This window comes from Aquisalinus luteolus (genome assembly GCF_009712425.2).
Lineage (GTDB): Bacteria > Pseudomonadota > Alphaproteobacteria > Caulobacterales > Parvularculaceae > Aquisalinus > Aquisalinus luteolus.
On the sequence record NZ_VCJR02000001.1, the window covers coordinates 835,175 to 850,918 of the forward strand.

General features: G+C 60.1%; 9 protein-coding genes. 5 read left to right on the forward strand and 4 right to left on the reverse strand.

The annotated features are described in order from the left end of the window. Positions 1–11: 11 nt before the first annotated feature. Entirely contained in the window at positions 12–3,311 is a 3,300-nt protein-coding gene (gene carB, locus FF098_RS03810; RefSeq protein ID WP_155137610.1) for a carbamoyl-phosphate synthase large subunit, read from the reverse strand. 193 nt (positions 3,312–3,504) lie between these two features. Here carB and FF098_RS03815 point away from each other — a divergent pair, with 193 nt between their 5' ends. Beyond that, positions 3,505–3,840 (forward strand): ArsR/SmtB family transcription factor, encoded by a 336-nt coding sequence (locus FF098_RS03815; protein WP_155137612.1) that lies wholly within the window; start codon positions 3,505–3,507, stop codon positions 3,838–3,840. After that, positions 3,830–4,273 carry an SRPBCC family protein gene (locus tag FF098_RS03820; protein ID WP_205967364.1) on the forward strand — a complete coding sequence of 148 codons (444 nt, stop codon included), beginning with the start codon at positions 3,830–3,832 and terminating at the stop codon, positions 4,271–4,273. The genes FF098_RS03815 and FF098_RS03820 overlap by 11 nt, the downstream gene beginning before the upstream one ends. A 16-nt stretch (positions 4,274–4,289) precedes the next feature. On the opposite strand, the gene FF098_RS03825 is transcribed toward FF098_RS03820, so the two are convergent. Further along, complete coding sequence (locus tag FF098_RS03825; RefSeq protein ID WP_155137615.1) at positions 4,290–5,792, reverse strand: LytTR family transcriptional regulator DNA-binding domain-containing protein; 1,503 nt, start codon at positions 5,790–5,792, stop codon at positions 4,290–4,292. Positions 5,793–5,927: 135 nt separating this feature from the next. Between FF098_RS03825 and FF098_RS03830 the strand changes: the two genes are divergently transcribed. Beyond that, entirely contained in the window at positions 5,928–7,385 is a 1,458-nt protein-coding gene (locus FF098_RS03830) for an alpha/beta fold hydrolase (RefSeq protein WP_155137618.1), read from the forward strand. A gap of 26 nt (positions 7,386–7,411) precedes the next feature. Here FF098_RS03830 and FF098_RS03835 read toward each other — a convergent pair whose 3' ends face one another. Then, the gene (locus tag FF098_RS03835) at positions 7,412–8,089 is read right to left on the reverse strand and encodes an MBL fold metallo-hydrolase (RefSeq protein ID WP_155137620.1); all 678 of its coding nucleotides are present in this window, start codon (positions 8,087–8,089) and stop codon (positions 7,412–7,414) included. A gap of 246 nt (positions 8,090–8,335) precedes the next feature. On the opposite strand from FF098_RS03835, the gene FF098_RS03840 reads away from it, so the two are divergent. Both FF098_RS03840 and FF098_RS03845 read left to right on the forward strand, forming a co-directional pair. Then, positions 8,336–11,302 carry a S8 family peptidase gene (locus FF098_RS03840; protein ID WP_155137622.1) on the forward strand — a complete coding sequence of 989 codons (2,967 nt, stop codon included), beginning with the start codon at positions 8,336–8,338 and terminating at the stop codon, positions 11,300–11,302. A 275-nt stretch (positions 11,303–11,577) separates the two neighbouring features. After that, complete coding sequence (locus FF098_RS03845; RefSeq protein WP_166426305.1) at positions 11,578–14,055, forward strand: tetratricopeptide repeat-containing hybrid sensor histidine kinase/response regulator; 2,478 nt, start codon at positions 11,578–11,580, stop codon at positions 14,053–14,055. Between the two features lie 23 nt (positions 14,056–14,078). Here FF098_RS03845 and FF098_RS03850 read toward each other — a convergent pair whose 3' ends face one another. Beyond that, entirely contained in the window at positions 14,079–15,740 is a 1,662-nt protein-coding gene (locus FF098_RS03850) for a secretion protein (RefSeq protein ID WP_155137627.1), read from the reverse strand. Positions 15,741–15,744 lie beyond the last annotated feature (4 nt).

The window sequence follows — 15,744 nt, forward strand, 5'->3', positions numbered from 1 at the left end:
TCGTTTCGCGATCAGCTACAATAGGCCTGTAGCGGCAAAACTTCAAGTGTATCCTTCTGGAGGACCTCAATCGCCCTGACGGCGGCGCGGGCACCGGCCACGGTGGTGATGCAGGGGATCTTGTTCTGCAGCGCGGTGGTGCGAATCGAGCGGCTATCGGCGATGGATCGTGCCGTCTCGGTCGTGTTGAAGATCATCTGGACCTCACCATTGAGGAGGGCATCGACCACATGCGGGCGGCCTTCCAGCACCTTGTTTACCCGGCGGCACTCCAGCCCGTTATGGGCGAGGAATTCCTGCGTGCCGCCGGTCGCCATCAGCGAGAAGCCGATTTCGGTCAGGCGCTTTGCGGCGGACAGGATCAGGTCCTTGTCAGAGTCCTTGACCGAGATGAACACGCAGCCTTCCAGCGGCATCTTGATGCCGGCGGCGATCATGCTCTTTGCGCGGGCGCGGTCGAAATTGGTATCGAGGCCCATGACCTCGCCGGTCGAGCGCATTTCCGGGCCGAGCACCGTGTCGACACCGGGGAAGCGCGAGAACGGGAAGACGACTTCCTTCACCGCCGTATGCTTCAGTTCCCGGTCTTCGAGGTTGAATTCCGACAGCTTCGTGCCTGCCATAACCTTGGCGGCGATGGCGGCGACCGGATAGCCGATGGTCTTGGCAACGAAAGGCACGGTGCGCGAGGCGCGCGGGTTCACCTCGAGGATATAGATCGTCCCATCCTTGATTGCATACTGAACATTCATCAAGCCGATGACGCCAAGTGCCTTGGCCAGTTCTTTGGTCTGGTCCTTCAGCTCGGTGATGGTCTTCTCGCTCAGCGTATAGGGCGGCAGGGAACAGGCGCTGTCGCCGGAGTGGACACCGGCTTCCTCGATATGCTCCATCACCCCGGCGATATAGACATCCTCGCCGTCGCAGATCGCGTCGACATCGACCTCGACCGCGTTCTGCAGGTAATGGTCGAGCAGCAGCGGCTCCTTCTTGTTGAAGGCGATTTCCGCGCGGTCGAGATAGTTCTTCAACCCTTCCGGTCCACGGACGATTTCCATGGCCCGGCCACCGAGCACGTAGGATGGGCGGGTGACGAGCGGATAGCCGACCTTTTCAGCGAGCTCCAGCGCTTCCTCGCGGGTAGACGCGGTGGCGTTGTCCGGCTGCAGCATGCCGAGCTTGTTGACGAGGCCCTGGAACTGGTAGCGGTCTTCGGCAAGGTCGATGGCCTCGACTGGCGTGCCGAGAATGGGAACGCCTGCATTGTTCAGGGCTTCGGCCAGTTTCAGCGGGGTCTGCCCGCCATATTGTACGATGACGCCTGCGAGCGTGCCTTTCTCGGTCTCGGCACGGACAATTTCCAGTACGTCTTCCGCCGTCAGCGGTTCGAAATAGAGCCGGTCGGACGTGTCATAGTCTGTCGAGACCGTTTCCGGATTGCAGTTGACCATGATCGATTCGATGCCGATATCGGCGAGCGCAAAGGCGGCATGGCAGCAGCAATAGTCGAACTCGATGCCCTGACCGATGCGGTTTGGTCCGCCGCCGAGGATGATGACTTTCTTGGCATCCGTTGGCTGGCTTTCCGACATGAAGGTGCCGCTGACAGCCGGTTCGTAGGCGGAATACATATACGGTGTCTTCGCCGCGAATTCTGCCGCGCAGGTGTCGATCCGCTTGTAGACCGGGTGGACGCCCAGCTTGTGGCGATGGGCGCGCACTTCATCCTCGGTGCCATCGGCCAGCTGCGCCAGCCGCTTGTCGGAAAAGCCCATGGCTTTGAGGTAGCGCAGACTTTCCGGGTTGGACGGGATGCCTTCGCGGGCGACTTTCTCCTCGGCCTCTACGATGCCCTGAATCTGGTCGAGGAACCACGGATCATAGGAGGTGATTGCGCGGACCTGTTCGATGGGGATGCCATGGCGTAGCGCCTCTGCGGTCACGCGCAGGCGTTCCGGAGTCGGTGCAGCAAGCGCGGCACGGAAGGCATTGACGTCGTCATCCCCGCCCAGACCCTCGATCTTTATCGGGTCGAGGCCACACAGGCCTGTCTCCAGCGAGCGCAGGGCCTTCTGCAGGCTTTCCTGGAAGGTCCGGCCGATCGCCATTGCTTCGCCGACGGATTTCATCGCGGTGGTCAGGAGCGGCTTGGCGCCGGGGAATTTTTCGAACGCAAAGCGCGGGATTTTCGTGACGACATAGTCGATGGTCGGTTCGAAACTCGCGGGCGTCGCGCCGGTGATGTCGTTATCCAGTTCATCGAGCGTATAGCCGACCGCGAGCTTGGCTGCGACCTTGGCAATCGGGAAGCCGGTCGCCTTGGAAGCGAGCGCAGACGAGCGCGACACGCGCGGGTTCATCTCGATCACGACGAGGCGGCCATTGTCCGGGTTCACAGCGAACTGCACGTTGGAGCCGCCGGTCTCCACCCCGATCTCGCGCAAGACCGCAATCGAGGCGTCGCGCATGATCTGGTATTCTTTATCCGTCAGCGTCAGGGCCGGGGCGACGGTGATCGAGTCGCCCGTATGCACGCCCATCGGGTCGATATTCTCGATCGAGCAGATGATGATGCAATTGTCCGCCTTGTCGCGGACGACTTCCATCTCGAATTCCTTCCAGCCGAGCAGGCTCTCGTCGATCAACACCTGCCCGGTGGGGGAAGCTTCGATCCCGGCACGGACGATATGCTCGAACTCTTCGCGATTGTAAGCCACGCCGCCGCCGGTACCGCCGAGTGTGAAGGCCGGGCGGATGATGGCAGGCAGGCCGATCTCGTCTATCTTCTCCATCGCGATGGCGATGCCGCGGGCGCGGTCATAACCGATGACCTTGCCGGCCTCGTTCTTGATCTTGGGCGAGGAGGCAATCGTCGCGCGCGGGTTTTCCAGGCCGATCTTGTCCATTGCCTCGCGGAAGCGCTCGCGGTCCTCGGCCTTGTCGATGACGTCAGCTTTCGCGCCGATCATCTCCACATTGTACTTCTCCAGCACGCCGGACGCATCGAGAGCGAGGGCGCAGTTCAGCGCCGTCTGGCCGCCCATGGTCGGCAGCAGCGCGTCCGGGCGCTCCTTCTCGATGATCTTTTCGACGAATTCCGGGGTGATCGGCTCGACGTAAGTGGCGTCGGCGAGACCGGGATCGGTCATGATCGTCGCCGGGTTCGAGTTCACCAGGATGATCCGGTAACCTTCCTCTTTCAGGGCCTTGCAGGCCTGAACGCCGGAATAGTCGAACTCGCAGGCCTGCCCGATAACAATGGGACCGGCACCGATGATGAGGATGGAGGAGATGTCTGTTCTTTTGGGCATTCGTTCGTCACGACCTTCGAAGCTGCACGCAAATTGCGGCAGGTTTAGTCCCGCAGTCCCGAGTCTTCAAGCCTTAATACCCTTCAGGAACAGCAAATATCACGAGGCTTCCCGGAGCCGTTTAAACCCGCCCAAAAGAGCTTGACGTGAAACCCTATGGTTTCCTATAAATGAAACCGAAAGGTTTCGTATTATGGATGCTCAAACCACACATGACCCAACGCAGGGCGTCTTCCGGGCGCTCGCCGATCCGACGAGACGTGCAATCCTGCAGCAGCTCGCGCAGGGGCCGCGCGGCGTGAATGCGCTGGCGCAGGGCTTCGAGATGACCCGGCCTGCCGTCGCCAAACATTTGAAAATTCTGGAAGAAGGAAGGCTGATCACGGTCGAGCAGCGCGGCCGCGAACGGCTCAATCACCTGCAGCCTGAAATGCTGGCGGTGGCCCAGCGCTGGCTCGGCTTCTTCGAGGCCTTCTGGGACGACAAGCTCGCAGACCTGAAACGTGAAGTGGAGAGAGATGATGACTAAAGAAATGACCATCACCAAGACGCTGTTCCTGAAAGCCTCGCCCGAACGGGTCTGGCGATTCCTGACGAAGAAGGACCTGCTCGCGACCTGGTTCATGGCGGGCGGGGAGGATGTCGTTGCGGGCGGCGACTGGATCACCGTCACCAATTCCGAAGGCAAGGAAGGCCAGCCCGTCTGCACGGGCAAGGTGAAGGAATTCACGCCCCCAGCAGGCGGCAAGGACGGCAGGCTGGTTCACACCTTCACCCACAAATATCTGGAGGGCGTCGAGACGCTGTGCACTTGGACGCTGGTCGGCGTCGAGGGTGGTACGATCCTGACACTGGTTCATTCCGGCTTTGAAGAAGTTGCAGAGAACCCGTTCGCCATGGCCGTCGATCACGACAAGGGCTGGGACGAGCACTTTATCCGCCTGCGGTTCGTTGCCGGGTAAAACTTATCCCGTCAACCTAACCAAGCGCTTCGCGAACTTTCGGCAGGATGCGGCGGGAAACCGGCACCGGATCGCCGACTGACATTTCAAGGTCGCCGGTTCCGGCCGGCGACCGCTGCAACGCCGTCACATAGCCGATATTGACGATGTGGGAGCGATGCACGCGCAGGAACTGCGAGGGCAATGTCTCTTCGAGTTCATTCAGGCTGCCGCTGTGCAGCTGCGTCGTGCCATCGGCGAGGAACAGCTCGACATAATCCCCGGCGCCGGAACAGCGCACCAGCGACTGGGCGGGCAGGCGTTCCACTTTGCCGGGGCTCTTGAAGCTCAGCACCTGCGGGGCGCTGCGTTCGCGCGCCTGGTCCAGCGCCAGCTCCAGCTTGCGGGCGGTTTCGGCTTCGCGCAGGCGCAGCTGCCGCTCCCGCGCCATCGCCCGGGCCTGCTGCACGAAGAGGAAGAGGATCAGCCCGGCCATGGCGAAATAGAAGAAATTGTCGAGAAACCGTCCTTCGCCTAGCAGGATCAACGCGAGGAAAGCGACAAGGGCCAGCACGTGGCCATAGGCTTTGGGTTTTTTCCGGATCATGCTGATGACGGACAGGCCGAGGCTGGCCATCGTAAAGACCATGATCGCCACCAGCGCTTTGTGGTCAAAGCCCGGGAGGATGAAGATCAGGATGAGGGCGAGGGTCGCGCCGCCTGCTGTCCACAGGGCCATACCGCGGAGATTGGTGAAGCGCGCCGACACGAGCAGTGCCAGGCACAGCCCGAACAGGAAAGAGAAGGCGATGATCAGCACCAGTCGCACATCCTGCCACGGATAGGTGTAGGCAATCAGGCCGCGCGAGGCTTCGACCAGCAATTGCCCGGTGACGCTGGCGGTCAGCACCATCAGAACGAGATAGGGCCATTGCCGCCCCTCGCTGAAGAACAGTACCCCGAAATAGAATATCGCAACGATAAACGCCCCGAGGGTCAGTAGTGACAGCATATAGCCGTCGAGAACGATCGCCTGCGGTGAGTGATAGTCGCCGATGACGGCGGTGTGCAGCGGGCTGTTCAGGTGGATCAGGCTGTGATGGCCAGACAGCAGCAGGACGATTTCGTTCTCACCCTTGCGCAGTAGCCGCTGGGGCAGGGGAAAGACCGTGTCCATCGCACCGGCGATCTCGTTTTCCCTGTCAAAGCCGGGTGTACCATTGCTGCCGACGGCCTCGCCATTCAGCCATACCCGGCTTGATGCCTTGCCGAAGAGATAGAAGCCGAGCGGCACATCAGGCACGCCGCTTTCCGGCAGCTGGAACGTCATCCGGACCCATAGGGTCTGTTTCTGGGTATCGACATTCCAGATGTCGGTCTCGCGGCATCCCCTGTCCGAAAAATCCGGATGGTTCTCCAGCGACGAGGCTGGGCAGACGGTCACGGTTTCCGATGGCCACAGCACGGTCTCCTGCGCCGTCGCGATAGATGGCAGGGCAAGCAGCAGGCGGCAGAAGAAGAGAAATCGGTGAGCGGTCATGAGGCAAGGGTAAGCGGTTAGCCGATTCCCGGCAAAGCCGTTGGCAGGGATTACGGTGCCGCCGACAGAATTTGGGCGGTTCTGGCCCGTGGGACGCGGGAAGATGAGGCAATCACACTTCAGAAGGAGCCTCCGATGACCTTACCTCGCCTTGCCACCATCATCCCCGTTCTCGCAGTAGCGACGCTCTGCCAAGCCAACGCCCAACCCACCGTCACCGAAGAACAGATCACCTTCGAGGCCAGTGACGGCAGTGCGGTCGATGCTTTCCGCGGCACGATGACGGTGCCGGAAAACCGCGCCGATCCCGACAGCCGCATGATCGAGCTTGCCTATGTTCGTTTCCCGGCGACCGGTGCCTGGGATGGTGAGGGCGGTGACCCGATCATTTATCTGGCCGGCGGGCCTGGCGGCTCGGGCATCGGCACGGCAGAGGGGCGGCGCTTCTCATTGTTCATGGCGATGCGGGCATATGGCGATGTCATCGCCTTCGACCAGCGCGGCACAGGCGCCTCGAACGACATGCCTGAATGCACATCCTCCGTTGAAATCGGCTACGCGGAAGTGCTCAGCGATGCGGCTGTGGCCGACCGCTACCGAGAAGCGGCGGAAGAATGCGCCCTGTTCTGGCAGGGGCAGGGCATAGACCTCGCCGGATACACAACCCGCGAAAGCGTGAAAGACATCGATGACCTCCGCCAGGCGCTGGGCGCAGATCAGGTCACGCTCTGGGGTATCTCCTATGGCAGCCATCTGGCGCTCGCCGCTCTGAAGGACATTGAAGAGGGGGTAGGCAAGGTCGTCCTCGCCAGCGTCGAGGGGCTGGACCAGACGGTCAAGCTGCCCGCCCGTACCGATGCCTATTTCGGCAGGTTGCAGCAGGCAATCAATTCAGACCCCGCCGCCGCTGCCGCTTTCCCGGATATCGCGGCGCTGATGCGCCGGGTCCATGCCAGGCTGGACTCCGAGCCGCTGGAGTTGACCCTGACCATCAGGGGCGAGGAACAGGCGGTGGTCTTCCAGCGCATGCATATGCAGCAGATCGCTTCGGCGATGATCGCAGATCCGGAAAACGCGGCACAGCTGATCGGCATCTATTTCATGCTGGATCAGGGCGACACCGGTCCGCTGATGCAGCTCTTGTCCTATTTCATGGCGGGTGAGGGTACGGCGCTCTCCTTCAGGCCAATGTCACTTGCCATGGACATCGCCTCCGGCATCAGCGCCGAGCGGCTGGCGCTGGTCGAGGAGCAGGCGGAGACATCCCTGCTGCGGGACTACCTCAACTTCCCCATGCCACAGCTGAACGGCATGCTCGGTCTTGATCTCGGCGACGAGTTTCGCACCGATCCTGTCAGCGACGTGCCCGTGCTGGTCCTGACCGGCACGCTGGATGGGCGCACTTATCCCGAGGGTCAGCGCGAGGCGACGGCGGGGCTGTCCAACGCAGTCCATATCGAAGTGACCAATGCCGGGCACAATCTGTTCATGGCTTCGCCGGAGGTGACGGCGCGGATCGAGGCTTTCATGGCCGGTGAGGAGGTCTCCACCGATCCCATCTTGGTGCCTTTGCCGGCTTTCCTGCCGCAATAGCTAACGCTGACTTGCTGCGAAAGCAGCTAACGCTGGCCCGCCAGCACCCTGTCGGCAACGAAGGGATTGTTCTGGCGCTCCTGGCCGAAGGTCGACATCGGCCCGTGGCCGGGGATGAACGCCATGTCGTCACCAAGCGGCCATAGCTTGGTGACGATGGACTCTATCAGGGCAGGGGGGTCGCTCATCGGGAAGTCTGTGCGCCCGACCGAGCCCTTGAAGATGACATCGCCGACGAAAGCGAGGCGCGCCGCTTCCGAATAGATAACCACATGGCCCGGGGTGTGGCCGGGAGTGGTCACGACACCGAACTCGTTACCGTCCAGCTCCAGCGTATCACCATCGGTGAGCCAGCGGTCGGGGGTGACGTCCTCGCCGCCTTCCCAGCCCATCTTCTCCCAACTCTCGCGCACGCGCTCCAGCCAGTAGGTCTCGGGTTCCGCTGGCCCTTCGATGATCGCGCCGGTGCGGCGCTTGATCTCTTCGGCTGCGCCCGCATGATCGAGATGGCCATGGGTCAGCCAGACCTTTTCGATCTTTGCACCAATCTGTTCGGCGGCGGCCATCAGCTTGTCCGGTTCGCCGCCGGGATCGACGATCGCAGCCTTGCCTGAGGCCGCCCTGATAATCGAGCAATTCTGCTGGAACGGGGTGACGGGAACGATCTGGATCTTGAACGGGGGCTGTGGATTCTGGTCTGTCATAGTCGTCACTATAGGGGGTTCGATGGCGCTTTGCATCCGGTTACTCGCGCAAAATTTTTTTCAATTTTTATCGGAAACATGGTTACCGGGTTTTTTACCCTCACTCTATTTCGGCAAGGATATCAGTCAATTGATCCGGATAGAGACGGTTTATGGTTAAGCGCGGTTAAGCCTGTTTCTTACCAGAGTGGTAAGGCCGCCATGGTCTAGTCAGGGTGCGACAAAAGTTAGATCGGGGAACTTGTGATGCACAGATCGATACTTCTGACAGGCGCAGCGATGGCGGCTATAGCCTCCTCTGCTGTTCTTCCGGCGACGGCTGCTGAAGCCAACGGGCAGGAAGCCGAGGAGCTTACCGCTTATTTTGGCCATATCGATCCATTCTTTGGACAGATTGACCCGTTCTTCGGGCAGATCGATCCTTTCTTCGGTCACATCAACCCTTTCTATGCGGACGGTAACAACAACAGCTTCGGCGATATCTCCCCATTCTGGGGGACGATCGAGCCCTTCTGGGGAACGATAAACCCCTTCTTTGGCGACATTTCCCCATTCTGGGGCGATATCAGCCCGTTCTTTGGCCATATCGACCCTTTCTACGAAACCAACCCCGACTTCTATGACAAGCTCTACGCCCATTATGGTGATTTGCGCCCGTTCTGGGGTGACATTGCCGCCTTCTGGGGCGATGTCGGTCCGATGTGGGGCAATATCGACGCCTTCTGGGGCGATATCCGCCCGTTCGATGGCTATGCAGGTGACTGGAACCAGCTCGCAGGCATGCTGACAGATATAGATGCCCGTGCTGAACAGGTCTGGGGACCGGCGATCGAGGCAAAGACGGGCCTGTCCTATCGTCAGGGCTTTGCCGATGCGCTGTATGCGAAATACGGAATTGATCTCGATGATCCGTCCACGCTGGAAAGCCTCTCAGCCGGTGACCGGTCAATGTTCTTCCTGGAATTCTATGACGGGCTGATGGATTTCTCCGGTGTCGATCATGTCGATCACTGGATGCCGACGATCAACTGGCGTCCGTCGCTGACGCAGGACCTTGGCGGTGGGGCTGATGCAAAGATCGGCCTGCTCGACGCAACGATCAATTTCGACGCCGATCTGCTCGACAATATCACCATCACCAATGGCTATATGGTCGAGGGCAATTTCCACGGGGCAGCCGTCGCCAGTCTCATGGTCAGCGCCCATGATGGTCAGGGCGTGATGGGCATTGCGCCGGATGCTGAAGTTTTCGTCTATAACCCGTTCGATGAAAGCGGCACGACCAACTGGCAGGATGTGAAAGCGGGTATCGAACGCCTGCACATGTATGACGTGAACGTCCTCAACATGTCACTCGGCCAGCCCGGCTGGACATTCTCCGATGGCTGGGTCGATGTCTTGGGTGACGTCAACCTCAATAAAATGCTCAGCGACGTGCTGCTGGTCAAGGCTGCAGGCAATGACGGTATCACCCAGACGACCGATATTCGCTGGAGCCTGAATGACAGGCTGCTCGACCAGCTGATCATCGTCGGCTCCGTCGGCCCGACGGAGCAGATCTCGTGGTTCTCCAACCGCCCCGGCGAAGCCTGTGTCATCGACTTCCTGTGGTGCAGCGAGAAAGACAAGCTGAAATACAAGTTCGTTGTCGCGCCGGGCGAACTCGTTCTTGTTTCCGATGATGAAGGTGGTGTGACCCGCGTGTCGGGCACGTCCTTCGCGGCCCCTCTTGTTTCCGGCACGGCGACACTGATCATGGATCGCTGGCCATGGCTGAAACGCAATCCGGAACTGGTTGCCGATATCATTTTCAACACGGCGAAGGACCTGGGTGAGCCAGGTGTTGACGGCACCTATGGCTGGGGCTTGCTCGATGTGGAAGCAGCTTTGTCGCCCTATGCCTTCGATGACCTGAAAATCTATTATGGCTGGGACAAGATCAGAACACGCGACCTGCGTCAGGCGATCCTTACCCCGGGCGTGCTCGATATCTGGGAAGACTGGGGCATCGTGCTCAGTTCTTTCGAAAACTACAAGGGCGGACAGCGCGACTTCCTGATCCCGCTTTCGACCCGTGTATTTGGTGAAGAATACGGCCATCCATGGGATAGGGAACGTACACAGAGCTATCTCTACAAGCGCCTGATCGACTGGGCCCACAATGGCTCGGGCTTTGCCGACCAGCGCAGCGTCACTGCGCCATTGACAGCGAACGGCAATTGGCAGCTGTCGATGACCGCGCGTCCTCGCTCCATCGCAGAGGAGCGGCGGATTGGCGAGCCGGGTTTCCATTCCGACCTGATGCTGGCGAGCGCCAATGGCGCCTTGAAATTGCGGTTCGGCACGGGTGAGGCGACGCCGCTGTTCTCGTCCAGCAAGGCGTTTGGCTTTGCCTCGGACTTCGATCCAATGTCCGGTGGCGTAAACCCCGTCTTTGGTTTCGCCTCAGGCTCCGGTTACGCCGGAACGGCCCTGAGCTTGACCGACAACGTCACACTCAGCCTGTCATTCGCGCAACGCCTGAATGATCGTGAGTTCGAGGACCGCTACACCGGCCAGCTGTTGCCGGACGAGACCGGCCTGTCGCCGTATGAGGCACAGGCAGCGAGTATCGGGTTTGGCTATCAGCTGCACGATTGGGTTTCAATGAATGTGTCGTATACGGCATTGGCCGAAACCGATGGCCTGCTGGGTGCCCAGGGCGGTGGTGCATTATCGCTCGACGGCAAGGCCGAGACGTCCTCGACGACCATGGGTTTCGATATTGCCCTGCCACGCAACATGATGCTCGGCGTGTCGGCGACCCGTGCCGAAACGGAAGAAACAGAGTTCGAGGACTCGATCCTGTCCCTGACGAATGGGGGCGCAACATCGTCGGCCTATGAGTTCGCGCTGTTGAAGACGGGTGTTGCCGGGGATACTGATCATTTGCGTTTCAGCTTCGCCCAGCCGCTTCACGTCGAGGATGGCGCACTGGAGCTGAACAGCTTTGCCGTCGTGAACCGCGAGACGGGCGATATCGGGCAGACAACCCAGTATGTACCCCTTGGCGGTGACAGGCGGCCCTATGTGGCGGAGATGCTGTACGCGACGCCCGTCCTGAAAGGGCTCGGTAATCTCGGCACCTTTACCCGCGCCGAAACCAATACGCGCTCTACCAATGCCGGGATGATCGAATACTCCATCGGCACGAATTTAAGGCTTTCTTTCTAAGGCCGGACTGACCTCGACCCTCAACAGACTTTGACCTGACTTTCGCCGGATCCTTCGGGATCCGGCTTTTTCATGTCTTGTTTAAACGCCTTTAAGAATGTTGAACAAATCAATGCCTTCTGCTGCCTGTCGTGGCGTTTTCTAAACCGAATATCAACTTTGCGGCGGTATTGTCCGGTGTCAGGGGAAGGTGCTTAATGCCGGTCACGAGAAGACTTATCAAAGTCATGGTCATTTGTTTTGGGCTTTGCCTTTGGCAGGCCTCTGGCCATGTCTTGGCCGAGATCGATGTGACCAAGCCCGCCGCAAAGGCACCGGAACTGACGACGGGCGACCTGATCACTGCTTCCAAGCAATCCATGATGACTGACCCGGAACAGGCCTTGCGCCATGCGCAGAGTGCCGAGACGCTGGCGCGTCGCGCTGAAGCGAGTGCACGGCAAAAGCAGGACATAGCGACCGCGTTCTGGCTTCAGGCGGAAGCCTTGCTCCGCCTCAACCGGTCGGAAGAAGCCGCTCCCTTGATCGAACGGGCAATCATCCTTGTCGGCAACCGCAAGAAGCGGGAAAAACTCGGCGGTGACCTGATGCTGACCCGCGGGCGTGTGTCCCGCGACAAGGGCGACATCGAGGACGCGCTGAAAAGCTATCAGGAAGCCCATGACATCTTTGCCGCACTCGAGGTGTCTCGCAGCCAGGCCATGGCGTTGCAGAGCATAGGGTCCATTTATGACGATGCCCGGGATTATGATCGCGTCGTTGAATATTATCAGCGCAGTGCGGAGGTTTTTTCCGGCGATCCGGCGCTCGATATGTCGGCTACGAACAATCTCGCCAATGCCTATAAAAGCATGGAAGAGTATAAAAAGGCAGAGGCCTATTATGACAAGGCTTTGACTTTGGCCCGGGGCTTTGACAGCCCGATGCTGGAAGCCCGTATCCTGACCAATATTGCTTTCGTACAATTCCTTGCCGGCAAGCAAGCTGCGTCCCAGGAAACCCTTCAAGCCGGTTTCGACGCTTCGAACAGGGCGGATACCGACGCGTGGGAGCCGTTTCTGTGGGGTGTACAGGCGCATATCGATTACGCCAAAGGCGACTATGAAACCGCCGCAGCCAATATGGGCAAGCTGTTCGAAGACACACCTCTGACAGAAACGACGCTGCCTTACATGGAATTTCACGAGGCTGCTGTCCTGATCTATGAAAAAGTCGGTAATCTGGAGCTTGCCCTGGCCCATGCCAAGGCGCATCAGCGTATCGAGCAGACAGCACTGGAAGCGGCAGGCTCCGCCAATGTGGCCCTAATGGGCGCTGAATTCGACTTTGCCAGCCAGCAGCTCGAGATCGAGAAACTCAAAACCGGCCAGCTGGAGCGCGATATCGCGCTTGCCCGCGCCGGGGACCGCCAACAATATATGGTGGCAGGCTTTATCGCCTTGTTCGGATTTGTTGTCGCGACAGCGATGGCAGTTGCCTACATCTCCATCCGCCGCAGCCGCAACTCCATTCGCAAGGCCAATGAGGAGCTCCAGAATTCCCACACGGAATTGCAGGCTACCAACGAGGCTCTGGAAAAGGCAAATAATGCAAAGACGGAATTCCTCGCAACGACGAGCCACGAAATCCGTACACCATTGAATGGCATTCTCGGGATGACAGAAGTCATTCTGAAGCACAACAATCTCTCCCCTGAAGATCGCGAGAGGGTCGAGACCGTCCGCAAGGCCGGCAATTCCCTGCTCCTGATCGTCAACGATATCCTTGATGTTGCGAAGATTGAATCAGGGCGCATGAAGGTCGTCATGGCGCCGGTCAATCTCAGCGAAAACATCAATGAGACGATCGATCTGTGGCGGGAAAACGCGATCAACAAGGGCCTGAATGTCGAAACCGATCTCGATGACCTGCCGGGGATGATCGAGGCGGACGAAAAATATATCCGTCAGATCGTCTTCAATCTCCTGTCCAACGCGATCAAGTTCACCGACAAGGGTGTGATCGCGGTCAAGGGCTGGACAGGGCGCGATTGGCTTCGAGAGACATTCAGTATACAGATTCGTGACAGTGGTATCGGAATTCCCGACCATGAACTGGAGAACATCTTCAAGACTTTCCAGCAGGTCGATTCAGGGGCGAACCGCAAATATGGCGGTACGGGTCTCGGCCTTTCCATCTGCCGCAAGCTGGCTCGCCTGATGGATGGCGACCTGATCGTGGAAAGCGAAATGGGCGTTGGCTCAACCTTCACCCTGACGCTGCCGCTGAAGCGCCTGTCCAACACCCGCGCCACTGCGGCGGCGGCAAAGCCCGAGGACTCGCCAGCCCGCCTTATGCAGCTGGACGTGCTCGTCGCAGAAGACAACAAGGTCAACCAGATCGTCATCGACTCGCTGTTGAAAGGGTGCGTGCGCAGCGCCGATATCGTCGATGACGGCGCCCAGGTTCTGGAAGCGCTGAAGCTAAAACAATACGACCTCATCCTGATGGACAAGCAGATGCCCGGCATGGATGGCATCGCCGCGACGCAGGCGATCAGGGCTGCCAACAAGCCCTGGAGCGATATCTATATCATTGCAGTGACAGCGGATGCCTTCGATGGTGCCCGCGAGGAACTGATGGCCCAGGGCATGGATGACTATCTGGCAAAGCCGATCAGCCAGGATGCGCTGGTAGCCGTCATGCAACAGGCGATCGATCGCAAGCTGTCCAGGCAGGAAGACCGCAAGAAGCGCGCCGCCATTTCCGCCTGATGCAGGCTTCTTTCAGATGATTGTCATTCCGGCCAGTTAAGAAGGTCGCGCACGGCCTCGCCAGCCTGTTGCCCCGGGCCGCCCCACATCAGGGGGGCATCTCCCTGCTGCATACGTGAGAACATCCGTACACGAGACAATCTTGCGACGACATCGCTGCCATTGGTCGACGGGTCGACAACCTTGTCCCACAGGCTGACGAGACGCGCCACAGCCTCTGGCCGTGCCCATGGCTCCGAGCCGAAACTGACAGGTTTTGAAGGAGTGACCAGGATCAGCACGGCATCGCGCCGCTCGGTCGTGGAGCGCTCGTTGAACAGGCTTCCGACTACCGGCACGGAGCCGGCAACCGGCACCTTGGAGCCGGTCGCATCGCGCACGCTTTCCGACAGGCCGGACAGAACCAGCGTTTCCCCGAACCGGATTTCTGCCGTGGCTGCAACGGACTGTCGGAAGGTCGATAGGGCCTCGGCGAATGTACCGGCCGGGTCTGTGGTCACGAAGCTGCGGCCTGTCTCGATGCGCGCGACAATCCGGTCGCCATCGATCTCGATCGGCGTCACTTTCAACTCGATGCCGATGTCAACCTGTTCGATCTGTCCGCTCTCGATACCGCGCACGCCGATCTGCAGGCTGCGGCCGATGAAGAACTCGGATGTCTCACCCTGATAGGCCGTCAGGGAAGGGCGGGCGACGACCTGATAGTACTGGCCGAAGCGATTGAACAGGTTCAGGTTCCAGGTCAGCTCCGGGATATTGATCGCTTGCGAAAGCGTTGTCTGCGTCTCGGAATTGTCAGGCCCCGGAGGGTTCGTCGTGAAGCGCTGGCGCTGGGCGCCATATTGCAGGCGCAGCCCGTCGAGCAGGTTCAGGCCGACCCGGTCGCGATGGGTATTCTGGCTGAGCACGATAGCGACATCGATGGAAACCTGCGACAGGGACGGTTCGGGCTGGGCCATCTCATAGTCGGACATTTCATAATAGTCCTGCTCGGCCGCACTGGTCAGGACCAGCATGTCGGTGCGTCGCGCGAGCTGCCCTGCATCGGTGCCACCTGCAGTGCCATACGACCACAAGGCCGCTTCGGCTTCTTCGCGGTCGCCAAGGGCTGCCGCAGACAGGGCGGCGATGCGCCAGGCGCCGGTCGAGGAGGGATCAAGCGTCGCCGCCCGCAGGGACGCTTCGCGTGCAAGGCCAGCATCGCCAGCGCTATAGGCTGCCGCGGCGAGCCCCTCCAGCGCTTGCGGCGATGACGGATCGGCGAGGACGGCGCGGGCGAAGTAATCCATGGCATCCATGGGTCGGCCCCGCTCCAATGCTGCCTGACCACCAAAGAGGGCAGGCCAGTACGCTGCGGGCTGGAAGGACAGCGCCGTATCATAGCCGACCATGGCAAGTTCCAGCGCCTCGGGATCGTGCGGTGCCTGCATCTGGAACGCCATGCCGAGCAAGGTCTGTCGTGCTGCGTCGGTGGGCCTGCGCGCCGTCGCTTCGGCAAGTCCTGCCTGCGCTGTCTCGAACCTGCCAGCGAGGAGGTCCGCTGCGGCGGCCTCCAGCGGATCGCCCGCTTTGATCGTCATGGCGGTATCCGGCTCTGGCGCAGTTGCGCATCCGCCCAGTGTGGAAAGGGCGACGAGAAGGGCGACAGTGGCGAGACCGCCACGCAGGGTGTTCTTGAGTGCCATGTCG

Bases quoted from the DNA above. Each gene is read 5' to 3' on its own strand.
- carB (WP_155137610.1), bottom strand. From the start codon at position 3,311: ATGCCCAAAAGAACAGACATCTCCTCCATCCTCATCATCGGTGCCGGT.
- FF098_RS03815 (WP_155137612.1), top strand. From the start codon at position 3,505: ATGGATGCTCAAACCACACATGACCCAACGCAGGGCGTCTTCCGGGCG.
- FF098_RS03820 (WP_205967364.1), top strand. From the start codon at position 3,830: ATGATGACTAAAGAAATGACCATCACCAAGACGCTGTTCCTGAAAGCC.
- FF098_RS03825 (WP_155137615.1), bottom strand. From the start codon at position 5,792: ATGACCGCTCACCGATTTCTCTTCTTCTGCCGCCTGCTGCTTGCCCTG.
- FF098_RS03830 (WP_155137618.1), top strand. From the start codon at position 5,928: ATGACCTTACCTCGCCTTGCCACCATCATCCCCGTTCTCGCAGTAGCG.
- FF098_RS03835 (WP_155137620.1), bottom strand. From the start codon at position 8,089: ATGACAGACCAGAATCCACAGCCCCCGTTCAAGATCCAGATCGTTCCC.
- FF098_RS03840 (WP_155137622.1), top strand. From the start codon at position 8,336: ATGCACAGATCGATACTTCTGACAGGCGCAGCGATGGCGGCTATAGCC.
- FF098_RS03850 (WP_155137627.1), bottom strand. From the start codon at position 15,740: ATGGCACTCAAGAACACCCTGCGTGGCGGTCTCGCCACTGTCGCCCTT.